Source organism: Pseudomonas citronellolis (genome assembly GCF_001586155.1).
In the GTDB taxonomy this organism is placed as follows: Bacteria; Pseudomonadota; Gammaproteobacteria; order Pseudomonadales; family Pseudomonadaceae; genus Pseudomonas; species Pseudomonas citronellolis.
In genome coordinates this window covers 628,593-649,033 of sequence record NZ_CP014158.1, presented here as the reverse complement: position 1 = coordinate 649,033, position 20,441 = coordinate 628,593, and the positions used below count along the sequence as shown (strand labels likewise).

Below are 20,441 nucleotides of genomic sequence, written 5' to 3'. Positions count from 1 at the left end.
CCCCGAGTCGCGCGCGAGCACGGAGAAACGCCATGAAAGACACCATCCGCCAGCTGATCCAGCACGCCCTCGCCAGCCTCGTCGAGGACGGTACCCTGCCGGCCGGGCTGAGCCCGGACATCCAGGTCGAGACCACCAAGGACCGCAGCCACGGCGACTACGCCAGCAACATCGCCATGATGCTGGCCAAGCCCGCCGGCCTGAAGCCGCGCGACCTGGCGACCCAACTGGTCGCCGCACTGCCGGCCAACCCGCAGGTGGCCAAGGTGGAGATCGCCGGCCCCGGCTTCCTCAACTTCTTCCAGGACCAGGCCTGGCTGGCCGCCAGCCTCGACGCCGCCCTGGGTGACGACCACCTGGGCGTGCGCAAGGCCGGCCCGGCGCAGCGCGTGGCCATCGACATGTCCTCGCCGAACCTGGCCAAGGAGATGCACGTCGGCCACCTGCGCTCGACCATCATCGGCGACGCCGTGGCCCGGGTGCTGGAGTTCCTCGGCGACACCGTGATCCGCCAGAACCACGTGGGCGACTGGGGCACCCAGTTCGGCATGCTGCTGGCTTACCTGGAAGAGCAGCCGGTGGACGCCCAGGCCGAACTGCATGACCTGGAAGTCTTCTATCGCGCCGCCAAGAAGCGTTTCGACGAGTCCCCCGAGTTCGCCGACCGCGCCCGCGAGCTGGTGGTCAAGCTGCAGGCCGGCGACGCCGAGTGCCTGCGCCTGTGGACGCGCTTCAACGAAATCTCCCTGTCGCACTGCCAGAAGGTCTACGACCAGCTCGGCGTGAAGCTGACCATGGCCGACGTCAAGGGCGAGAGCGCCTACAACGACGACCTCGCCAACGTGGTCGACGAGCTCAAGGCCAAGGGCCTGCTGACCGAGGACGACGGCGCCCTGTGCGTGTTCCTCGACGAATTCAAGAACGCCGAGGGCAACCCGCTGCCGGTGATCGTGCAGAAGGCCGGCGGCGGCTACCTGTACGCCACCACCGACCTGGCGGCGATGCGCTACCGCAACAAGGTGCTGCACTGCGACCGCGTGCTGTACTTCGTCGACCAGCGCCAGGCCCTGCACTTCCAGCAGGTGTTCGAGGTAGCCCGCCGCGCCGGCTTCGTCCCGGCCGGCATGGACCTGGAGCACATGGGCTTCGGCACCATGAACGGCGCCGACGGCAAGCCGTTCAAGACCCGCGACGGCGGCACCGTGAAGCTGATCGACCTGCTCAACGAAGCCGAGGAGCGCGCCTACACCCTGGTCAAGGCCAAGAACCCCGAGCTGGGCGAGGCCGAGCTGCGCCACATCGCCCATGCCGTGGGCATCGGCGCGGTGAAGTACGCCGACCTGTCGAAGCACCGCACCAGCGACTACAGCTTCAACTTCGAGCAGATGCTCAGCTTCGAGGGCAACACCGCGCCCTACCTGCTCTATGCCTACACCCGCGTGGCCAGCATCTTCCGCAAGCTGGGCAAGGGCTATGACGAGGTCGGCGGCAAGATCGTCCTGGAAGCCCCGCAGGAGCAGGCCCTGGCCGCCCAGCTGGCGCAGTTCGGCGACTTGCTCAACAATGTCGCGCTCAAGGGCGTGCCGCATATCCTCTGCGCCTACCTGTACGAACTGGCCGGGCTGTTCTCCAGCTTCTACGAGCACTGCCCGATCCTCGCCGCGCAGACCCCGGAGCAGCAGGAAAGCCGCCTGAAACTGGCCGCACTGACGGGCCGCACCCTCAAGCAGGGCCTGGAGCTGCTGGGCCTGGAAACCCTGGAACGCATGTAACCCTCCATGGCCAAGAAGAAACCCGCTCCCAAGCGCGGCGCCAGCCGCTACCAGGCCCCGGCCAAGAAGACCTCGGTCCCCGGCTGGGTGTGGCTGGTCGCAGGCCTTGCCATCGGCGGCTTCATCATGTTCCTGACGAAGCTGGAACCGGGCCGCAACGACGTGCGCCGGGAGAAGCCCGAGCAGCAGAAGCCGGGCATCGCCCAGGGCGCCAAGCCGGCCACGCCGGCGCAGCCGCCGGCGGCCATCGCGGTGAAGCCCAAGTACGACTTCTACACCCTGCTGCCCGGTTCGGAAGTGGTGGTGCCGCCGGAAGCCGTGCCGGAGAAGCCGCAGACGCCGACGGTGGTCAGCACCCCGGAGGAAGCGGCGAAGATCGACGCCGCCCGCGCCCAGGCCGCGCTCAACGGCCAGGTTCCGCCGCCGCCGGCGGTGGTCAAGCCGGCCACGCCGCCACAGCAACCGGCGACGGTGCAGCAGCCGGCCGCCCAGGCCAAGGCCACGCCGCCGGCCACGGCCCCGGCGAGCAAGCCGATCGCCCCGCCGGCGGTGGCCGCCACCCAGTTCTTCCTGCAGGCCGGTTCGTTCCGCAAGCAGGCCGACGCCGACCGCGTGCGCGCCCAGGTGATCCTCCTCGGCCAGAGCGCGCGGGTGGAATCCGGCGCGGTGCGCGACGAGACCTGGTACCGGGTGATGGTCGGCCCGTTCAGCGACCGCTCGCAGGTTTCCGCGGCGCAGAAACAACTGTCGGCCAACGGCTTCAGCAACCTGCTGTTACAGCAGCGCCAGACCCGCTGAAGCCCCGCGCGGGCCCGCCTTGGGCGGGTTCGCGCGGCGCCCGCAGGACACCGCCTTCAAGGCACGTCCGTCGCCCTGCCTTGAAGGCCGCGTCCTTCATCCCCATATGACTCCGCATTCGGGCACCAATGCCCCGCTGTGTGGAGAACTCCCCCTTGACCACTATCGTTTCTGTCCGCCGCAACGGCAAAGTCGTCATGGGCGGCGACGGCCAGGTTTCCCTTGGCAACACCGTCATGAAAGGCAACGCGAAGAAGGTCCGCCGCCTCTACCACGGCCAGGTGCTGGCCGGTTTCGCCGGCGCCACCGCCGACGCCTTCACCCTCTTCGAACGCTTCGAGCAGCAGCTTGAAAAGCACCAGGGGCACCTGGTCCGCGCCGCCGTCGAGCTGGCCAAGGACTGGCGCACCGACCGCTCCCTGAGCCGCCTGGAAGCCATGCTGGCGGTGGCCAACAAGGACGCCTCGCTGATCATCACCGGCAACGGCGACGTGGTCGAACCCGAACACGGCCTGATCGCCATGGGCTCCGGCGGCGGCTTCGCCCAGGCCGCGGCCATGGCCCTGCTGCAAAAGGCCGATGACGCCATGTCCGCCCGCGAGATCGCCGAAACGGCGCTGAACATCGCCGGCTCCATCTGCGTGTTCACCAACCAGAACCTCACCATCGAGGAGCTCGACAGCGCCGTCTGAGGCCCTGTCGCTCCGGAGTAGCCGAACAAATGTCCATGACTCCCCGCGAGATCGTCCACGAACTCAACCGCCACATCATCGGCCAGGACGACGCCAAGCGCGCCGTGGCCATCGCCCTGCGCAACCGCTGGCGGCGCATGCAGCTGCCGGCCGAGCTGCGCGCCGAGGTGACGCCGAAGAACATCCTGATGATCGGCCCCACCGGCGTCGGCAAGACCGAGATCGCCCGGCGCCTGGCCAAGCTGGCCAACGCCCCGTTCATCAAGGTGGAAGCGACCAAGTTCACCGAGGTGGGCTACGTCGGCCGCGACGTCGAGTCGATCATCCGCGATCTGGCCGACGCCGCCATCAAGATGCTCCGCGAGCAGGAAGTGCAGAAGGTCAAGTACCGCGCCGAGGACGCCGCCGAGGAACGCATCCTCGACGCCCTGCTGCCGCCGGCGCGCACCGGCGGCTTCGGCGACGAGCCGGCGCGCGAGGACTCCAACACCCGCCAGCTGTTCCGCAAGCGCCTGCGCGAAGGCCAGCTGGACGACAAGGAGATCGACATCGAAGTGGCCGACGTCCCGGCCGGCGTGGAAATCATGGCGCCGCCCGGCATGGAGGAGATGACCAACCAGTTGCAGAACCTGTTCTCCAACATGGGCAAGGGCAAGCGCAAGACGCGCAAGCTGAAGGTCGCCGAGGCCATGAAGCTGATCCGCGACGAAGAGGCCCAGCGCCTGGTCAACGAAGAGGACCTCAAGGCCCGCGCCCTGGAAGCCGTGGAGCAGAACGGCATCGTCTTCATCGACGAGATCGACAAGATCGCCAAGCGCGGCAACGTAGGTGGCGCCGACGTCTCCCGCGAGGGCGTGCAGCGCGACCTGCTGCCGCTGATCGAGGGCTGCACCGTCAACACCAAGCTGGGCATGGTCAAGACCGACCACATCCTGTTCATCGCCTCGGGCGCCTTCCACCTATCCAAGCCGAGCGACCTGGTGCCGGAGCTGCAGGGCCGCCTGCCGATCCGCGTCGAGCTCAAGGCCCTGAGCCCGGACGACTTCAAGCGCATCCTGCGCGAGCCGCACGCCTCGCTCACCGAGCAGTACACCGCGCTGCTCAAGACCGAGGGCCTGGACATCGCCTTCGCCGACGACGGCATCCAGCGCCTGGCGGAGATCGCCTGGCAGGTCAACGAGAAGACCGAGAACATCGGCGCCCGCCGCCTGCACACGCTGCTGGAACGCCTGCTGGAGGAAGTCTCCTTCGACGCAGCGGACCTGGCCAGCGAGCACAGCGACAAGCCGATCGTGATCGACGCCGCCTACGTCAACGGCCACCTGGGCGAGCTGGCGCAGGACGAGGATCTGTCGCGGTATATTCTCTAACAGCCGCTGGAGGCTATAGGCTGGAAGCTATAGGCAAGAGCGAAAAGCCGATGCCCCTCACCGTCGTAGGATGGTGTTGAGCGCAGCGATACCCATCACCGCAACCGCATGGGTTTCGCAAGCTCAACCCATCCTACGAAGAGCAGCCGGAGCACCCTCGTAGGATGGTGTTGAGCGAAGCGATACCCATCACCGCAACCGCATGGGTTTCGCAAGCTCAACCCATCCTACGAAGAGCAGCCGGAGCACCCTCGTAGGATGGCGTTGAGCGCAGCGATACCCATCGCCGCAACCGCATGGGTTTCGCAAGCTCAACCCATCCTACGAAGAGCAGCCGGAACACCCTCGTAGGATGGCGTTGAGCGAAGCGATACCCATCGCCGCAACCGCATGGGTTTCGCAAGCTCAACCCATCCTACGAAGAGCAGCCTTTAGTCGGAGTTTCCCATGCACATCCCCACCGCCATCCAGCTGCACAAGGCCTCGCGCACCCTCACGCTGAAGTACGGCGAGCAGTCCTACGACCTCTCCGCCGAGTTCCTGCGCGTGCACTCGCCCTCGGCCGAGGTGCAGGGCCATGGCAACCCGGTGCTGCAGGTCGGCAAGCTGAACGTCGCCCTCATCGGCCTGGAGCCGGCCGGGCAGTACGCGCTCAAGCTGACCTTCGACGACGGCCACGACAGCGGCCTGTACAGCTGGGACTACCTCTACCAGCTGTGCACCCGCAAGGACCAGCTGTGGGCCGAATACCTCGCCGAGCTGGCCGCCGCCGGCAAGTCCCGCGACCCCGACGAGTCGGTGGTCCGGCTGATGCTCTGAACCCACCTTTGCGCCGGTTTACCCGGCGCCGGCGCCTCGCCATCCTCCTGCCCCCGATCAGGGCACGTCATTTGCAACATTCGCCCTGCACACTGGAAACCGCGTGTTCCCCGTGTTCGAGCCGCGGACGAGCGAGCGCTCTAGGGCGCGTTTTCTAATCTTTCGCGACATACTCGGGCGCAGGGAACCACGCTGCACCAGCTTGCGCGGCGGGGGAATCTCGGGTAACCAAGTCAGTGCAACGCCGTTGCAGACGCGGGCCCAGGACCCCAGCGATGCCGCCAAGTGTTGACCTGCGTGGAGCCTGCTCCACGTTCCGCTAACCCGAGCAGTACTTGGCCCGTCACCTAGGTGCAGCCCCGCCAGTATTCGTCTCAGGACAATGGAGCGTCGCCGATGACCGAAAAGAAGAACAACGATCTGCCCCAGCAAGCCGCGGAAAACACCCTGAACCTCAACCCGGTGATAGGCATTCGCGGCAAGGATTTGTTGTCCACTGCCCGCATGGTGCTGCTGCAGGCCCTGCGGCAGCCCTTCCACAGCGTCAAGCACGTCGGCCATTTCGGCCTGGAGCTGAAGAATGTCCTGCTCGGTACCTCGCAGCTGCGCCCGGCCGACGACGACCGCCGCTTCAACGACCCGGCCTGGAGCCAGAACCCGCTGTACCGCCGCTACCTGCAGACCTACCTGGCCTGGCGCAAGGAGCTGCAGCAGTGGATCGGCAACAGCGACCTGTCGCCCCAGGACATCAACCGCGGCCAGTTCGTCATCAACCTCATGACCGAAGCCATGGCGCCGACCAACACCCTGAGCAACCCGGCCGCGGTCAAACGCTTCTTCGAGACCGGCGGCAAGAGCCTGCTCGACGGCCTCAGCCACCTGGCCAAGGACCTGGTGAACAACGGCGGCATGCCCAGCCAGGTCAACATGGACGCCTTCGAGGTCGGCAAGAACCTGGCCCTGACCGAGGGCGCGGTGGTGTTCCGCAACGACGTGCTGGAGCTGATCCAGTACCGGCCGATCACCGAGAGCGTGCACGAGCGCCCGCTGCTGGTGGTGCCGCCGCAGATCAACAAGTTCTACGTCTTCGACCTGTCGCCGGAGAAGAGCCTGGCGCGCTTCTGCCTGCGCAACCAGGTGCAGACCTTCATCGTCAGTTGGCGCAACCCGACCAAGGCCCAGCGCGAATGGGGCCTGACCACCTACATCGAGGCTCTCAAGGAAGCCATCGACGTGGTCCTGGCCATCACCGGCAGCAAGGACCTGAACATGCTCGGCGCCTGTTCCGGCGGCATCACCACCGTCACCCTGCTCGGCCACTACGCGGCCCTGGGCGAGGAGAAGGTGCACGCCTTCACCCAGATGGTCAGCGTGCTGGACTTCGAGCTGGACACCACCGTCGCCCTGTTCGCCGACGAGAAGACCCTGGAAGCCGCCAAGCGCCGTTCCTACCAGTCCGGCGTGCTGGAGGGCAAGGACATGGCCAAGGTGTTCGCCTGGATGCGCCCCAACGACCTGATCTGGAACTACTGGGTCAACAACTACCTGCTGGGCAACGAGCCGCCGGCCTTCGACATCCTGTTCTGGAACAACGACACCACGCGCCTGCCGGCCGCGCTGCACGGCGAGCTGGTGGAGATGTTCAAGAGCAACCCGCTGACCCGCCCCGGCGCCCTGGAAGTGGGCGGCACGCCCATCGACCTCAAGCAGGTCACCTGCGACTTCTACTGCGTGGCCGGCCTCAGCGACCACATCACCCCCTGGGAAGCCTGCTACCGCTCGGCGCGCCTGCTCGGCGGCAAGTGCGAGTTCATCCTTTCCAACAGCGGGCACATCCAGAGCATCCTCAACCCGCCGGGCAACCCCAAGGCCCGCTTCATGACCGGCCCGGACCTGACCGTCGATCCGAAGACCTGGCAGGAAAACTCGAGCAAGCACGCCGACTCCTGGTGGCTGCACTGGCAACAGTGGCTGGCCGAGCGCGCGGGCAAGCTGAAAAAGGCGCCGACCGCCCTGGGCAACAAGGCCCACCCGGCTGGCGAAGCATCCCCCGGCACCTACGTACACGAACGATGAAGACAGAAAACCTACCCGACGCCACCGCGCAGCAGGACGCGCCGGCCCAGCCCGAGCCGGCGCCGCAGGCCACGCGCCAGCGCAAGGCGCGCTCCGCCGCCAAGGCGGCCGAGCCGCAGCAGCCGGCCGAGACGCGGGCGCGCGTGCTCGCGCCGCAGCCCTTCGTGTTCCGCACCATCGACCTGGACGGGCAGACCATCCGCACCGCCGTGCGCCCGGGCAAGGGGCACATGACGCCGCTGCTGATCTTCAACGGCATCGGCGCCAACCTGGAGCTGGTGTTCCCCTTCGTCGCCGCGCTGGACCCGGACCTGGAGGTGATCGCCTTCGACGTGCCCGGCGTCGGCGGCTCGTCCACGCCGAGCACGCCCTACCGCTTCCCCGGCCTGGCCAAGCTGGCCGCGCGCATGCTCGATTACCTGGACTACGGGCAGGTCACCGCCATCGGCGTGTCCTGGGGCGGCGCCCTGGCCCAGCAGTTCGCCCATGACTATCCCGAGCGCTGCAAGAAGCTGATCCTGGCGGCCACCGCCGCCGGGGCAGTGATGGTCCCGGGCAAGCCCAAGGTGCTCTGGCGCATGGCCAGCCCGCGGCGCTACATCCAGCCGTCCTATGGCGCGCACATCGCCCCGGACATCTACGGCGGGGCCTTCCGCCGCGATCCCCGGCTGGCCATGGCCTTCGCCGCCAAGGTGCGCTCCTCGGGCAAGCTGGGCTACTACTGGCAGCTGTTCGCCGGCCTGGGCTGGACCAGCATCCACTGGCTGCACCGCATCCAGCAGCCGACCCTGGTGCTGGCCGGCGACGACGACCCGATCATCCCGCTGGTGAACATGCGCCTGCTGGCCTGGCGCATCCCCAACGCGGAGCTGCACGTGATCGACGATGGCCACCTGTTCCTGGTGACCCGCGCCGAGACGGTGGCGCCGATCATCATGAAGTTCCTCGCCGAGGAACGGCAGCGCGCGGTCATGCACCCGCGCCCGTTCGCCCCCAAGGCCGGCTGACCCCCGGCCTCGATCATCGCCTCGTAACAGTGCACGTTCATCGTCGGTGACCGGCAGGCGCGCCGATTCGTGCCTATGCTTCAGCCCCTGCGTGCGTCAGGAATGCACCTGCGCCGATTCTGGTACGGGCCTTGCTGCGCCCGACTGACGACGGTTCTTTTCCCAGGGAGAGCTGCACATGCGAGAGAACTCCAGCACCGGCAGGCTGCCGGCCCCCGCCGACTTCATGAACGCCCAGAGCGCCATGGTCGGCCTGCGCGGCAAGGACATGCTGTCCACCCTGCGCCAGCTCGCCGTCCAGGGCGTGCGCCGGCCGCTGCACAGCGCCCGCCACCTGGCGGCCTTCGGCAAGCAGATGGGCCACGTGCTGCTGGGCGATTCGCCGCTGCAACCCAACCCCCAGGACAGCCGCTTCCAGGACCCGTCCTGGCGCCTCAACCCCTTCTACCGGCGCACCCTGCAAGCCTACCTGGCCTGGCAGCAGCAACTGCTTGCGTGGATCGACGAGAGCGACCTGGACGGCGACGACCGCGCCCGCGCGCGCTTCCTGCTGTCGCTGTTCGCCGACGCCATGGCGCCGACCAACAGCCTGATCAACCCGCTGGCGGTGAAGGAGCTGTTCAACACCGGCGGGCAGAGCCTGCTCAAGGGCGGCCGCCACCTGCTCGACGACCTGCTGCACAACGGCGGCATGCCCAGCCAGGTCAACAAGCACGCCTTCGAGGTCGGCCGCAACCTGGCCACCACCCCGGGCGCGGTGGTGTTCCGCAGCGAGATGCTCGAACTCATCCAGTACAAGCCCCTGGGCGAGCACCTGCACGCCAAGCCGCTGCTGATCGTCCCGCCGCAGATCAACAAGTACTACATCTTCGACCTGAGCCCGGAAAAGAGCTTCGTCCAGTACGCCCTGAAGAACAACCTGCAGCTGTTCATGGTCAGCTGGCGCAACCCCGATGCGCGCCACCGCGAGTGGGGCCTGTCGACCTACGTGAAGGCCCTGGACGAGGCCATCGAGGTGGTCCGCTCGATCAGCGGCAGCCGCAGCGTCAACCTGATGGGCGCCTGCTCCGGCGGCCTGACCATCGCCGCGCTGCAGGGCCACCTGCAGGCGCGCCGGCAACTGCGCAAGATCGCCAGCGCCACCTACCTGGTGAGCCTGCTGGACAGCCAGGTGGAAACCCCGGCGGCGCTGTTCGCCGACGAGCAGACGCTGGAAAGCACCAAGCGCCGCTCCTACCAGCACGGCGTGCTGGAGGGCAAGGACATGGCCAAGGTGTTCGCCTGGATGCGCCCCAACGACCTGGTGTGGAACTACTGGGTCAACAACTACCTGCTGGGCAAGCTGCCGCCGGCCTTCGACATCCTCTACTGGAACAACGACAACACCCGCCTGCCGGCGGCGCTGCACGGCGACTTCCTCGACTTCTTCAAACACAACCCGCTGGCTCGGCCCGGCGCCATGGAAATCTGCGGCACGCCCATCGACCTGAAGAAGGTGGCGGTGGACAACTTCCACGTCGCCGGCATCACCGACCACATCACCCCCTGGGACGCGGTCTACCGCTCGGCCCTGCTGCTGGGCGGCGACAGCCGCTTCGTGCTGTCCAACAGCGGGCACATCCAGAGCATCCTCAACCCGCCGGGCAACCCCAAGGCCTGCTACTTCGAGAACGGCAAGCTCGCCTCCGACCCGCGCGCCTGGTACTACGACACCCAGCGCCAGGAAGGCAGCTGGTGGCCGGTGTGGCTGGCGTGGATCCAGGAGCGCTCGGGCGAACGCCGGCCGGTGAGCTTCGAACTGGGCAACGCCGAGCACCCGCCGATGGAAGCGGCGCCGGGGACTTACGTGCACGAGCGGTGAGTCTCGATGGAGCTGTACCGGACAGGTCTGACGTAGGGCGCATAACGCCTACGGCGTTATCCGCCGTTTGGCCTTGGTTTCCGGCGGCTCCGGGGTTGACCTGGGCGTTGGCTGTGGCCCCGGCGCATCGGCGGATAACCGCGAACGGTTATGCGCCCTACGACTTCAGGGCAGCACGGTCGCAGAAAACCCACCCCCTCACGCTTTCGAGGGACTGGCCGGCGCGCCCCGCCCCGGCTATCGTCGAGCCTCCCGAAGCCGGAACCAGCACACGGATGAAAACCCGCGACCGCATCCTCGAATGCGCCCTGCTGTTGTTCAACGAGCAGGGCGAACCCAACGTCTCCACCCTGGAGATCGCCACCGAGCTGGGTATCAGCCCCGGCAACCTGTACTACCACTTCCACGGCAAGGAACCGCTGGTGCTGGGCCTGTTCGCCCGTTTCGAGGAGGAGTTGCAGCCGCTGCTCGACCCGCCCGCCGACGCGCGCCTGGGCGCCGAGGACTACTGGCTGTTCCTGCACCTGATCGTCGAGCGCCTGGCGCACTACCGCTTCCTCTTCCAGGACCTCTCCAACCTGGCCGGGCGCCTGCCCAAGCTGGCCCGCGGCATGCGCAGCTGGCTCAATGCGCTCAAGCGCACCCTGGCCGCCCTGCTCGCCCGGCTCAAGGCCGACGGCGAGCTGACCAGCGACACCGATGCCCTCGGCCAACTGGTGGAGCAGATCACCCTGACCCTGCTGTTCTCCCTGGATTACCAGCGCATCCTCGGCCGCGAAGGCGAGATACGCCTGGTGGTCTACCAGGTGATGATGCTGGTGGCGCCGCACCTGCGCGGCGACTCGCGGCTGGCCGCCGAGCGCCTGGCGCAGCGCTACCTGAACGCCTGAAATGAAGACGCCCGGCACGAGGCCGGGCGTCGGGTACCACGGGTAACGCGTCAGGCCTGGGTCGGCGGCGTGGCCGGAGCCGCTACCGGAGCGACCGGAGCTGCCGCAGCCGGCGCCGGGGTGGCCGCCGGAGCCGGAGCCGCGGCCGGCGTGGCCGCTGCAGCAGGCTTGGCCGCCTTGGGCGCCGCAGGCTTCTTCACCGCCGGCTTCTTCGCTGCGGCAGGCTTGGCAGCGGCAGGCTTGGCTGCCGGTTTCGCAGCAGCCGGTTTCGCCGCAGGCTTGGCGGCAGCCGGTTTGGCGGCCGGCTTCGCAGCCGGTTTCGCCGCGGCCTTCGCAGCAGCAGGCTTGGCGGCCGGCTTGGCTGCAGGCTTCGCCGCGGCCTTGGCCGCAGCCGGTTTCGCAGCAGCCTTGGCAGCGGGCTTGGCCGCCGCGGTCTTGGCGGCCGGCTTGGCCGCGGGCTTCGCTGCAGCCTTGGCCGCAGGTTTGGCAGCGGCCTTGGCGGCGGGCTTGGCCACCGACTTGACGCTGACGCCGGTGAGTTTCTCGATCTGCCTGGTCAGGGTCTCGACCTTCGCATGCAGGTCCTTCACCTCGTTGCGGCTCGGCACGCCCAGGCGCGAGATGGCGCTGTTCAGGCGCTTGTCGAACGCCTCTTCCAGCTCACCCCACTTGCCCAGGGCGCGGTCCTTCACTTCGTCGACCTTGGAACGCGCCGAACGGGCGGTGGACTTCACCGCGCCGACGGATTTATCGACTTCGGTCCGGGCCTGCTTCTCGGCCTTTTCGCCATCCTTGACCAGGGTCTCGAACAGCTTGCTGCCGTCCTTGCTGACCTTCGAGTAGGCCCCCAGACCAGCCAACCAGATTTGCCGCGAGTATTTCTCGATCTCGCCGACCCAACTGGACTCTTTTTTATCGGTAGTTTTCTTGCCAGCCATCCCGCTCTCCTCAATGAGTTTTCGCGACACGCTCGAGCACCGCGCTCAGCTCGTCAAGCTTAGCAGAGAGCGCCTCGACATCCTGCCGCGACGGAATGCCCATGCGGTTCAGCGCGGAGGCCACGCGGCTGTCGAAAGCCTTCTCGACCTTGTCCAGCTGCGCCTCGAACTTGTCCTTCACCAGCCAGACGCTGCTCTTGACGCTGTCGTTGGCCGACTCGACCTGCTCGGTCACCAGCTGGCGGCCCTTGGTTTCCAGGCCTTCGCCTTCCTTCACCAGCGACTTGAAGTACTCGGTGCCCTCGGCGCCGACGCGCGCATAGGCGCCCAGGCCGGCCAGCCAGATCTGGCGGGCGTAGTGCTTGACGTCGGTGATCAGGGACGACTCGCTGACGGCTTTCTCGACTTTCTTCTTGCTGGCGACCTTGGCCATGGTGGTTTCCTCACACTGTTCTCGGGGGTCCGTAGAGGCCCGCAGCGTTGCGAGCTTGAGTGCAAGGTATCGGGGAAAATTAGAAAACACATACCAGCCGGTGCGGAGCGCCGGACAAGGTGCTCGGCCTCAGGCCAGCGCCTTGTCCAGCGCGCGCTCGATCTCGCCCTTGAGCATCCCGCCCATGGCCGACAGCAGCAGGCCCAGCTTGACCTCCACCGCCACGCGGTCCTCGCCCACCTCGATGCGCCCGTCCACGCCACTGCGCTTGAAGGTCAGCACGTCGCCCTGCCACTCGTAGCTCACGCCGTGCTCGCGGGCGAGCTTCTCGGCCAGCTTCTGGGCCTTCTCGCGGGCGGCTTCGCGGCCGAGGCAATGGGGACGTTCGACGTGGATGCGGGACATGGGCGACTCCGGAATGACAGACCGGTGGATGATACGCCGCACGACGTTTCGCCGCACCCCGCGCCACGGGGCGGCGTTTTTCCCACATCCTGTTAGAATGCCCGCCACTGACTTCCAGGGTAGAAACGCCATGAGCGAGCCGCGCAAACCCGCCGGGGACCAGGGCCCCGCCGACCCCACCACGCACTTCGGCTACAAGACCGTGCGCGAGAGCGAGAAGGCCGAGAAGGTCGCCGAGGTGTTCCACTCGGTCGCCGCCAAGTACGACCTGATGAACGACCTGATGTCCGGTGGCATCCACCGCCTGTGGAAGCGCTTCACCATCGAGCTGTCCGGCGTGCGCGCCGGCAACCGCGTGCTCGACATCGCCGGCGGCACGGGCGACCTGACCCGCCAGTTCTCGCGCCTGGTCGGCCCCACCGGCGAGGTGGTACTGGCGGACATCAACGCCTCCATGCTCAAGGTCGGCCGCGACAAGCTGCTGGACAGCGGCGTGGCCGGCAACGTCCAGTTCGTCCAGGCCGATGCCGAGAAGCTGCCCTTCCCGGACAACCACTTCGACTGCGTGAGCATCGCCTTCGGCCTGCGCAACGTCACCCACAAGGACGCCGCCATCCGCTCCATGCTGCGGGTGCTCAAGCCGGGCGGGCGCCTGCTGGTGCTGGAATTCTCCAAGCCCACCAGCAGCCTGCTGTCCAAGGCCTACGACGCCTATTCCTTCACCCTGCTGCCGCTGATGGGCAAGCTGGTCACCAACGACGCCGACAGCTACCGCTACCTGGCCGAGTCGATCCGCATGCACCCGGACCAGGAAACCCTGAAGTCGATGATGGTCGAGGCCGGTTTCGACCGCGTCACCTACCACAACATGACCGGCGGCGTGGTCGCCCTGCACCGCGGCATCAAGCCCTGAGATGGCGCTCCTGACCCAGGCGCTGCTGGCCAGCGCCGAAGCCGGCGTGAACCGCGTGCTGCGCCTGGACGGCGTGGCCCTGCAGCGTCTCGCCCGGCTCGCCGGGCGGGTCCTGGAAGTGGATTGCCAGGCGCCGCCGCTGCGCCTGTTCATCCTCCCCGACGCCGACGGCCTGCACCTGGCCGCGCACCACGAGGCCGCAGTCGACTGCACCCTGCGCGCCCCGGCCGGGCGCCTGCTGCAGCTGGCCCTGGCGGCCGACAAGACCAGCGTGCTGCACAGCCCGGAAGTGGAGATGGGCGGCGATAGCGCCCTGCTCCTGGAGCTGGCCGACATCCTCCAGAGCCTGGGGCTGGACTGGGAATACGAAGTGCAGCGCTGGCTCGGCCCGCTGCCCGCGCACCTGCTCGGCAGCCGCCTGCGCGGCGGCGCGCGCTGGGCCGGCGACAGCCTGGAAAGCCTGCGCCTGAGCCTGGCCGACTACCTCGCCGAGGAAAGCCGCACCCTGGTCGGGCGCAACGAGGCCGAAGCGCGCTTCGCCGAACTCGACCAGTTGAAGATCGCCCTCGATCGCCTCGACGCGCGCCTGGCGCGCCTGTCCAAGAAGCTGAAACCCGACGCATGAAGCTGCTCGCCTTCCGCCGCCTGCTGCGCATCCAGAGCGTGGTGATCCGCTACCGCCTCGACGACCTCATCCTCGAACTGCCGATGCTGCCCTGGTACCTGCGCCTGCTCGGCGGCCTGCTGCCCTGGCGCTGGCTGCCGCGGCGCAAGCTGGAACTGAGCCGCGGCGAGCGCATCCGCCTGGCCCTGGAAGGCCTGGGGCCGATCTTCATCAAGTTCGGGCAGATCCTCTCCACCCGCCGCGACCTCTTGCCCGACGACATCGCCAATGAGCTGGCGCGCCTGCAGGACAAGGTCCCGCCGTTCCCGCCGGAAGCCTCGGTGGCGCTGATCGAGGAGCAGCTGGGGGCGAAGGTCGAGCAGGTCTTTGCCCGCTTCGAGCGAGAGCCGCTGGCCTCGGCCTCGGTAGCTCAGGTCCACGCTGCGCAGCTGAAAAGCGGCGAGGAAGTGGTGGTCAAGGTGATCCGCCCGGGCCTGAAGCCCGTGATCCGCGCCGACATGTCCTGGCTGTTCATCCTCGCCCGCCTGGCCGAGCGCGTCTCCGCCGACGCCCGCCGCCTGCACCCGGTGGAGGTGGTCAGCGACTATGAGAAGACCATCTACGACGAACTCGACCTGCTGCGCGAGGCGGCCAATTCCAGCCAGCTGCGGCGCAACTTCGACGGCTCGCCGCTGCTCTACGTGCCCCAGGTGTACTGGGACTGGTGCCGGCCCAAGGTGCTGGTGATGGAGCGCATCTACGGCATCCCGGTCACCGACCTGGACACCCTGCGCGACCAGCGCACCGACTTCAAGGCCCTGGCCGAGCGCGGCGTGGAAATCTTCTTCACCCAGGTGTTCCGCGACAGCTTCTTCCACGCCGACATGCACCCGGGCAACATCTTCGTCAGTACCCGCACGCCCTGGAGCCCGCAGTACATCGCGGTGGACTGCGGCATCGTCGGCAGCCTCACCGACGAGGACCAGGACTACCTGGCGCGCAACCTGATCGCCTTCTTCAAGCGCGACTACCGCAAGGTCGCCCAGTTGCACATCGACTCCGGCTGGGTGCCGGCGGAAACCCGCGTCAACGACTTCGAGGCAGCGATCCGCACGGTGTGCGAGCCGATCTTCGAGAAGCCGCTCAAGGACATTTCCTTCGGCCAGGTGCTGCTGCGCCTGTTCCAGACCGCGCGGCGCTTCAACATGGAAGTGCAGCCGCAGCTGGTGCTGCTGCAGAAGACCCTGCTGAACATCGAAGGCCTGGGCCGCCAGCTCTACCCCGAGCTGGACCTGTGGAGCACCGCCCAGCCCTACCTGGAACGCTGGATGCGCGAGCGCATGAGCCCCGCCCAGCTGCTGCGCAACGCCCAGCAGCACGTCGAGCAGCTGCCGCACCTGGCGCAGATGACCCGCGACACCCTGGAGCGCCTGGCGCAGCCCCGGGAGCCGCAAGCGACCGGCGCCCAGCCCCTGGCCGGGGCCTGGGTGCCGCGACTGATCGGCGCAGTGCTGGTGGCCGGCGCCACCCAGATCGGCCTGGCCACCCACAGTATCGAGGCCTGGCCGGCCTGGGCCATGCTGGCCGGTGGTCTGTATCTGATTCTGCGCCGATAGCCAGTCGTCGCCACTGCTGGCACACTTGGTCGTTGATGAAACTGCCGCGGGGCGTGAGAACGCCCGCTGTACGGAAGCGAAGATGAAAGACTGGCTGGACGAAATTCACTGGAACGCCGACGGCCTGGTGCCGGCGATCGCCCAGGACCACAAAACGGGCCGCGTGCTGATGATGGCCTGGATGAACCGCGAGTCCCTGGCCCTGACCGCCGCCGAGGGCCGCGCCATCTACTGGTCGCGCTCGCGCGGCAAGCTCTGGCGCAAGGGCGAGGAGTCCGGCCACGTGCAGAAGCTGCACGAACTGCGCCTGGACTGCGACGCCGACGTCGTCATCCTGATGGTCGAGCAGGTCGGCGGCATCGCCTGCCACACCGGCCGCGAAAGCTGCTTCTACCGGGTCTACCAGGACGGCGGCTGGAAGGTCGTCGACGCGGTGCTCAAGGACCCGCACGCCATCTACGACAAGCCGGGGCACAGCCATGAGTGACAACACCCTCGCGCGCCTGGCCGAGGTGCTGGAGGGGCGCAAGAACGCCGCCCCCGAAAGCTCCTACGTGGCCAGCCTGTACCACAAGGGACTGAACAAGATCCTGGAAAAGGTCGGGGAGGAATCGGTGGAAACCATCCTTGCCGCCAAGGACGCCGCGCAGAGCGGCGACTGCACGGACCTGATCTACGAAACCGCCGACCTCTGGTTCCATTCCCTGGTCATGCTCGCCGCCCTCGGCCAGCATCCCCAGGCGGTGCTGGACGAGCTGGAGCGCCGTTTCGGCCTCTCCGGCCACGACGAGAAAGCTGCGCGCCAGCCGTCGGCCTGAACCCGATTACTTCGAGGAGAACAAGATGGGCATCTTTGACTGGAAACACTGGGTCGTCATCCTGATCGTGGTGGTGCTGGTGTTCGGCACCAAGCGCCTGAAGACCCTGGGCTCGGACGTCGGCGAGGCGGTCAAGGGCTTCCGCAAGGCGATGAACACCGAAGAGGACGAGAAGCCCCAGCAGCAGCCGCCGGCCAACCCGCCGCTGAACCAGCCGCACACCATCGACGCCCAGGCGCAGAAGGTCGAAGAGCCGCAGCGCAAGGACTGATGGGAAGAACGCCATGTTCGGAATCAGCTTCAGCGAACTGCTGCTGGTGGGCCTGGTCGCCCTGCTGGTGCTCGGCCCCGAGCGCCTGCCCGGCGCCGCGCGCACCGCGGGCCTGTGGATCGGCCGGCTGAAACGCAGCTTCAACGCCATCAAGCAGGAAGTGGAGCGCGAGCTGGGCGCCGACGAAATCCGCCGGCAACTGCACAACGAGCACATCCTGCAGATGGAGCGTGAAGCGCAGAAGCTGATGGCGCCGCTCACCGGCCAGCAGCCGCCGGCCGATAGCGCCGCGCAGGCCGAGCCCACGGCGCCGCCGACCATCGCCCCGAACAGCCGCCTGGCCAACATGCCCGGCGTCGGTATCCCGGCCGCCCCCGAGGCGCCCGCCGCGCCAGCAGCGCCCGAGGCCCCGGCCGCGCCGGCCGCCGCCCCTCCGTCCGAGACGCCGCGTACCCCATGAGCGACGAAAAACCCGAACAGCCCGAAAACGACCAGGAAATGCCCCTGGTCTCGCACCTGACCGAGCTGCGCACGCGCCTGCTGCGCTGCGTGGTGGCGATCTTCGTGATCTTCATCGGCCTGCTGTACTTCTCGCAGAAGATCTACGCCCTGGCCTCCGCGCCGCTGCGCCGCTTCCTCCCGGAAGGCGCGACCATGATCGCCATCGACCCGGCCTCGGCCTTCCTCGCGCCGCTGAAGCTGACCATGATCGTCGCCGTGCTGCTGGCCATGCCGGTGATCCTGGCGCAGATCTGGGGCTTCATCGCCCCCGGCCTGTACAAGCACGAGAAGCGCGTGGCCCTGCCGCTGCTGGCTTCCAGCGTGGTGCTGTTCTACACCGGCATGGCCTTCGCCTACTTCCTGGTGTTCCCGTTGATGTTCCACTTCTTCCTCGGCCAGGCCCCGGAAGGGGTGACGCCGATGACCGACATCAACAGCTACCTGGACTTCCTCACCCTGCTGTTCGCCTTCGGCGTGGCCTTCGAAATCCCCGTGGCCACGGTGCTGCTGGTGTGGATCGGGGTGGTCGACGTGGCCTACCTGAAGAAGATCCGCCCCTACGTCATCATCGGCTGCTTCGTGGTCGGCATGGTCCTCACCCCGCCGGACCCGATGTCGCAGACGCTGCTGGCCGTGCCCATGTGGATGCTGTTCGAGGCCGGGGTGCTGTTCAGCCGGCTGATCCGCAAGCGCAACCGCGACGAGGACGAGCAGCCCGAAGAGAAAGGCGACCAGCCGCCAGCGACGCGCCCGTGAACCTGCTGCTGCTCGACGACGCCGACTTCGTCGCGGCGGACCGCGTATTGCTGCGCGACCGCCGCCTCACCCACCTGCACGAAGTGCACCGCGCCGAAAGCGGCGACAGCCTGCGCGTCGGCCGCCTGGGCGGGCTGATGGGCGAAGGCCGCCTGCTGAGCCTTTCCCGCGACGAGGCGCAGCTGCAGGTGAGCTTCACCCAGGCGCCGCCGGCCAAGCTGCCGCTGACCCTGCTGCTGGCCCTGCCGCGGCCGAAGATGCTCCGCCGCGTGCTGCAGACCGTGGCCGCCATGGGCGTGCCGCGCCTGGTGCTGCTGAACAGCTACCGGGTGGAGAAGAGCTTCTGGCAGACGCCCTTCCTGGAGCCCGCGGCCATCCGCGAACAGCTGGTCCTGGGCCTGGAGCAGGCCCGCGACACCGTGCTGCCGGAAGTGACCATCGAAAAGCGCTTCAAGCCCTTCGTCGAAGACCGCCTGCCGGCCCTGGCCGCCGGCAGCCTGGGGCTGATCGGCCATCCCGGGCCCTGGCCGGACTGCCCGCGGGCGGTCAAGCAGGCCGTGACCCTGGCCATTGGCCCCGAGGGCGGCTGGATTCCCTACGAGGTCGAGAAACTGCGCGAGGCCGGGCTGGCCCCGGTGCAACTGGGCGAGCGCATCCTGCGCGTGGAAACCGCGGTCACCGCCCTGCTGGCCCGGCTGTTCTGAGGCCAAGCGCCGCGGCAGGCCCGCCGGAGAGCGTCCGTCAGAAAATCACTAAAGAAATTTCAGATTCGTGTCGCCTCGCCGATATGACAGGCATTGGTCAATCGGCGGCCGCACCCGCGGCAGCCGCAGCCCCATCGTCCCCTGGAGCGCCGCGTTCATGTCCCGCTGGTTCAGCAATCTCACGGTCAACTGGAAACTCGCCATCGGCTTCGGCCTGGTGCTGCTGCTCACCCTGCTCATCGCGCTGACCGGCGCGCTCAACCTGAACAGCCTGATATCCCGGGGCGACAAGATCGGCGAAATCTCCAGGCTGCTCGCCATGACCAAGGACCTGCGCACCACCCGCCTGAAATACCAGTCCAGCCGCACCGCGGAAGACGCCAAGCTGGTGGAACAGAGCATCAACGAGCTGGACCGGCAGCAACAGCGCGTCGGCCAGTTGCTCGTCGTGCCCTCGGACCTGGAGAAGGTCGAGCAGCAACGCCAGCTCACCAGCCAGTACCGCACCCTGTTCAAGGGCCTGCGGAAGTCCTTCGACAGCCGCGACAGCGCGCGCAAGACGCTGATCCGCAAGGCCTCGGTGGTCACCCAGGGGCTGGAGCTGGTGGAGCAGCACCTGGTGGAGAGCGGCAGCGTCGACTCCCTCAAGGCCATCGCCGACGTCTCCGAGCTGGGCCGCCAGTTGATGGACGCCCGCTTCCAGGTGCTCAGCTACACCGCCAACGAAGACCCCAGCCTCGAACAGGGCGCGATCAGCGCCCTGGAGCAGGTCACCGCCACCGTGGAACAACGCGCCCAGGCCGCCGTGCCGGAGCAGCAGGCCAACTACCAGGCCGTGGTGAACGCCCTGCGCGACTACCGCAAGGCGCTGGACCGCTACCGCAACGAAGTCAACAACAGCCAGCAGGCGCGCGACCAGATGCGCGACAGCGGCCTGCTGATCGAGAAACTCAGCGTTGAACTGAGCGACGGCCAGACCGCCAAGCGCAATGAAGACGCCAGCCACGCCAAGCAGTTGCTGGCCCTGGCCTCGCTGCTGGTCCTGGTGCTGGGCGTGCTGGCGGCCTGGCTGATCACCCGGCAGATCGTCCTGCCGCTGCGCCAGTCGCTGGCCGCCGCCGCGCGCATCGCCGACGGCGACCTCAGCCAGGAACTGCGCGTCGAGCGCCGCGACGAGCTGGGCCAGCTGCAGGCCAG

The 20,441-nt window shown here is 67.8% G+C and carries 21 protein-coding genes and 1 pseudogene; 19 read left to right on the top strand and 3 right to left on the bottom strand.

The window, feature by feature from the left end:
• The first annotated feature begins 32 nt into the window (after nucleotides 1-32).
• The 9 genes from argS to PcP3B5_RS02880 all read left to right on the top strand — a co-directional run bounded on the left by argS (nucleotide 33) and on the right by PcP3B5_RS02880 (nucleotide 11,285).
• The gene (gene argS / locus PcP3B5_RS02920; protein ID WP_061560531.1) at nucleotides 33-1,772 is read left to right on the top strand and encodes an arginine--tRNA ligase; all 1,740 of its coding nucleotides are present in this window, start codon (nucleotides 33-35) and stop codon (nucleotides 1,770-1,772) included.
• 6 nt (nucleotides 1,773-1,778) lie between these two features.
• Complete coding sequence (locus PcP3B5_RS02915; RefSeq protein WP_061560530.1) at nucleotides 1,779-2,570, top strand: SPOR domain-containing protein; 792 nt, start codon at nucleotides 1,779-1,781, stop codon at nucleotides 2,568-2,570.
• 155 nt (nucleotides 2,571-2,725) lie between these two features.
• Nucleotides 2,726-3,262: an ATP-dependent protease subunit HslV gene (gene hslV / locus PcP3B5_RS02910; RefSeq protein WP_024128800.1), complete on the top strand. Its 537-nt coding sequence runs from the start codon at nucleotides 2,726-2,728 to the stop codon at nucleotides 3,260-3,262.
• Between the two features lie 29 nt (nucleotides 3,263-3,291).
• Nucleotides 3,292-4,632 carry an ATP-dependent protease ATPase subunit HslU gene (hslU, locus tag PcP3B5_RS02905; RefSeq protein ID WP_043269440.1) on the top strand — a complete coding sequence of 447 codons (1,341 nt, stop codon included), beginning with the start codon at nucleotides 3,292-3,294 and terminating at the stop codon, nucleotides 4,630-4,632.
• A 447-nt stretch (nucleotides 4,633-5,079) separates the two neighbouring features.
• On the top strand, nucleotides 5,080-5,451 hold the full coding sequence (locus PcP3B5_RS02900) for a gamma-butyrobetaine hydroxylase family protein (RefSeq protein WP_009615423.1): 372 nt from the start codon (nucleotides 5,080-5,082) through the stop codon (nucleotides 5,449-5,451).
• Nucleotides 5,452-5,847: 396 nt separating this feature from the next.
• The gene (gene phaC, locus PcP3B5_RS02895) at nucleotides 5,848-7,527 is read left to right on the top strand and encodes a class II poly(R)-hydroxyalkanoic acid synthase (RefSeq protein ID WP_061560529.1); all 1,680 of its coding nucleotides are present in this window, start codon (nucleotides 5,848-5,850) and stop codon (nucleotides 7,525-7,527) included.
• The gene (gene phaZ, locus PcP3B5_RS02890; protein ID WP_237142617.1) at nucleotides 7,524-8,534 is read left to right on the top strand and encodes a poly(3-hydroxyalkanoate) depolymerase; all 1,011 of its coding nucleotides are present in this window, start codon (nucleotides 7,524-7,526) and stop codon (nucleotides 8,532-8,534) included. Before phaC (PcP3B5_RS02895) ends, phaZ begins: the two co-directional genes overlap by 4 nt.
• 178 nt (nucleotides 8,535-8,712) lie before the next feature.
• A complete protein-coding gene (gene phaC / locus PcP3B5_RS02885) occupies nucleotides 8,713-10,395 on the top strand; it encodes a class II poly(R)-hydroxyalkanoic acid synthase (RefSeq protein ID WP_043319131.1) in 1,683 nt (560 codons plus the stop codon).
• Nucleotides 10,396-10,670: 275 nt separating this feature from the next.
• Entirely contained in the window at nucleotides 10,671-11,285 is a 615-nt protein-coding gene (locus PcP3B5_RS02880; RefSeq protein WP_043269446.1) for a TetR/AcrR family transcriptional regulator, read from the top strand.
• A gap of 50 nt (nucleotides 11,286-11,335) precedes the next feature.
• On the opposite strand, the gene PcP3B5_RS02875 is transcribed toward PcP3B5_RS02880, so the two are convergent.
• The 3 genes from PcP3B5_RS02875 to PcP3B5_RS02865 form a co-directional block, all read right to left on the bottom strand.
• A complete protein-coding gene (locus tag PcP3B5_RS02875; RefSeq protein ID WP_061560528.1) occupies nucleotides 11,336-12,223 on the bottom strand; it encodes a phasin family protein in 888 nt (295 codons plus the stop codon).
• 10 nt (nucleotides 12,224-12,233) lie between these two features.
• Nucleotides 12,234-12,656, bottom strand: a complete 423-nt coding sequence (locus PcP3B5_RS02870; protein WP_061560527.1) for a phasin family protein — start codon at nucleotides 12,654-12,656, stop codon at nucleotides 12,234-12,236.
• Between the two features lie 129 nt (nucleotides 12,657-12,785).
• Nucleotides 12,786-13,061 (bottom strand): polyhydroxyalkanoic acid system family protein, encoded by a 276-nt coding sequence (locus PcP3B5_RS02865; protein WP_009615409.1) that lies wholly within the window; start codon nucleotides 13,059-13,061, stop codon nucleotides 12,786-12,788.
• Nucleotides 13,062-13,191: 130 nt separating this feature from the next.
• On the opposite strand from PcP3B5_RS02865, the gene ubiE reads away from it, so the two are divergent.
• From ubiE to PcP3B5_RS32500, 10 genes and pseudogenes are all read left to right on the top strand, one after another.
• A complete protein-coding gene (gene ubiE / locus PcP3B5_RS02860) occupies nucleotides 13,192-13,974 on the top strand; it encodes a bifunctional demethylmenaquinone methyltransferase/2-methoxy-6-polyprenyl-1,4-benzoquinol methylase UbiE (RefSeq protein ID WP_043319126.1) in 783 nt (260 codons plus the stop codon).
• A 1-nt stretch (nucleotide 13,975) separates the two neighbouring features.
• Nucleotides 13,976-14,599, top strand: coding sequence for a ubiquinone biosynthesis accessory factor UbiJ (locus PcP3B5_RS02855; protein ID WP_061560526.1), 624 nt, complete (start codon nucleotides 13,976-13,978; stop codon nucleotides 14,597-14,599).
• Complete coding sequence (gene ubiB / locus PcP3B5_RS02850) at nucleotides 14,596-16,194, top strand: ubiquinone biosynthesis regulatory protein kinase UbiB (RefSeq protein ID WP_043269455.1); 1,599 nt, start codon at nucleotides 14,596-14,598, stop codon at nucleotides 16,192-16,194. The genes PcP3B5_RS02855 and ubiB overlap by 4 nt, the downstream gene beginning before the upstream one ends.
• Nucleotides 16,195-16,276: 82 nt before the next feature.
• Nucleotides 16,277-16,681, top strand: a complete 405-nt coding sequence (hisI, locus tag PcP3B5_RS02845) for a phosphoribosyl-AMP cyclohydrolase (protein ID WP_009615405.1) — start codon at nucleotides 16,277-16,279, stop codon at nucleotides 16,679-16,681.
• Entirely contained in the window at nucleotides 16,674-17,012 is a 339-nt protein-coding gene (locus tag PcP3B5_RS02840; protein WP_009615404.1) for a phosphoribosyl-ATP diphosphatase, read from the top strand. The genes hisI and PcP3B5_RS02840 overlap by 8 nt, the downstream gene beginning before the upstream one ends.
• A 25-nt stretch (nucleotides 17,013-17,037) precedes the next feature.
• Complete coding sequence (locus tag PcP3B5_RS02835; RefSeq protein WP_009615402.1) at nucleotides 17,038-17,283, top strand: twin-arginine translocase TatA/TatE family subunit; 246 nt, start codon at nucleotides 17,038-17,040, stop codon at nucleotides 17,281-17,283.
• Between the two features lie 13 nt (nucleotides 17,284-17,296).
• On the top strand, nucleotides 17,297-17,743 hold the full coding sequence (gene tatB, locus PcP3B5_RS02830; protein WP_058487684.1) for a Sec-independent protein translocase protein TatB: 447 nt from the start codon (nucleotides 17,297-17,299) through the stop codon (nucleotides 17,741-17,743).
• Nucleotides 17,740-18,540, top strand: a complete 801-nt coding sequence (gene tatC / locus PcP3B5_RS02825) for a twin-arginine translocase subunit TatC (RefSeq protein ID WP_009615398.1) — start codon at nucleotides 17,740-17,742, stop codon at nucleotides 18,538-18,540. Before tatB ends, tatC begins: the two co-directional genes overlap by 4 nt.
• Complete coding sequence (locus tag PcP3B5_RS02820; RefSeq protein ID WP_061560525.1) at nucleotides 18,537-19,244, top strand: 16S rRNA (uracil(1498)-N(3))-methyltransferase; 708 nt, start codon at nucleotides 18,537-18,539, stop codon at nucleotides 19,242-19,244. Before tatC ends, PcP3B5_RS02820 begins: the two co-directional genes overlap by 4 nt.
• Nucleotides 19,245-19,401: 157 nt before the next feature.
• Nucleotides 19,402-20,409, top strand: a pseudogene (locus PcP3B5_RS32500) (methyl-accepting chemotaxis protein); the annotation flags it as partial.
• Nucleotides 20,410-20,441: the final 32 nt, after the last annotated feature.

Excerpts from the sequence above, each read along its gene's own strand:
- argS (WP_061560531.1), top strand. The coding sequence starts at position 33 with ATGAAAGACACCATCCGCCAGCTGATCCAGCACGCCCTCGCCAGCCTC.
- PcP3B5_RS02915 (WP_061560530.1), top strand. The coding sequence starts at position 1,779 with ATGGCCAAGAAGAAACCCGCTCCCAAGCGCGGCGCCAGCCGCTACCAG.
- hslU (WP_043269440.1), top strand. The coding sequence starts at position 3,292 with ATGTCCATGACTCCCCGCGAGATCGTCCACGAACTCAACCGCCACATC.
- PcP3B5_RS02900 (WP_009615423.1), top strand. The coding sequence starts at position 5,080 with ATGCACATCCCCACCGCCATCCAGCTGCACAAGGCCTCGCGCACCCTC.
- phaC (WP_061560529.1), top strand. The coding sequence starts at position 5,848 with ATGACCGAAAAGAAGAACAACGATCTGCCCCAGCAAGCCGCGGAAAAC.
- phaZ (WP_237142617.1), top strand. The coding sequence starts at position 7,524 with ATGAAGACAGAAAACCTACCCGACGCCACCGCGCAGCAGGACGCGCCG.
- phaC (WP_043319131.1), top strand. The coding sequence starts at position 8,713 with ATGCGAGAGAACTCCAGCACCGGCAGGCTGCCGGCCCCCGCCGACTTC.
- PcP3B5_RS02880 (WP_043269446.1), top strand. The coding sequence starts at position 10,671 with ATGAAAACCCGCGACCGCATCCTCGAATGCGCCCTGCTGTTGTTCAAC.
- PcP3B5_RS02875 (WP_061560528.1), bottom strand. The coding sequence starts at position 12,223 with ATGGCTGGCAAGAAAACTACCGATAAAAAAGAGTCCAGTTGGGTCGGC.
- PcP3B5_RS02870 (WP_061560527.1), bottom strand. The coding sequence starts at position 12,656 with ATGGCCAAGGTCGCCAGCAAGAAGAAAGTCGAGAAAGCCGTCAGCGAG.
- PcP3B5_RS02865 (WP_009615409.1), bottom strand. The coding sequence starts at position 13,061 with ATGTCCCGCATCCACGTCGAACGTCCCCATTGCCTCGGCCGCGAAGCC.
- ubiE (WP_043319126.1), top strand. The coding sequence starts at position 13,192 with ATGAGCGAGCCGCGCAAACCCGCCGGGGACCAGGGCCCCGCCGACCCC.
- PcP3B5_RS02855 (WP_061560526.1), top strand. The coding sequence starts at position 13,976 with ATGGCGCTCCTGACCCAGGCGCTGCTGGCCAGCGCCGAAGCCGGCGTG.
- ubiB (WP_043269455.1), top strand. The coding sequence starts at position 14,596 with ATGAAGCTGCTCGCCTTCCGCCGCCTGCTGCGCATCCAGAGCGTGGTG.
- hisI (WP_009615405.1), top strand. The coding sequence starts at position 16,277 with ATGAAAGACTGGCTGGACGAAATTCACTGGAACGCCGACGGCCTGGTG.
- PcP3B5_RS02840 (WP_009615404.1), top strand. The coding sequence starts at position 16,674 with ATGAGTGACAACACCCTCGCGCGCCTGGCCGAGGTGCTGGAGGGGCGC.
- PcP3B5_RS02835 (WP_009615402.1), top strand. The coding sequence starts at position 17,038 with ATGGGCATCTTTGACTGGAAACACTGGGTCGTCATCCTGATCGTGGTG.
- tatB (WP_058487684.1), top strand. The coding sequence starts at position 17,297 with ATGTTCGGAATCAGCTTCAGCGAACTGCTGCTGGTGGGCCTGGTCGCC.
- tatC (WP_009615398.1), top strand. The coding sequence starts at position 17,740 with ATGAGCGACGAAAAACCCGAACAGCCCGAAAACGACCAGGAAATGCCC.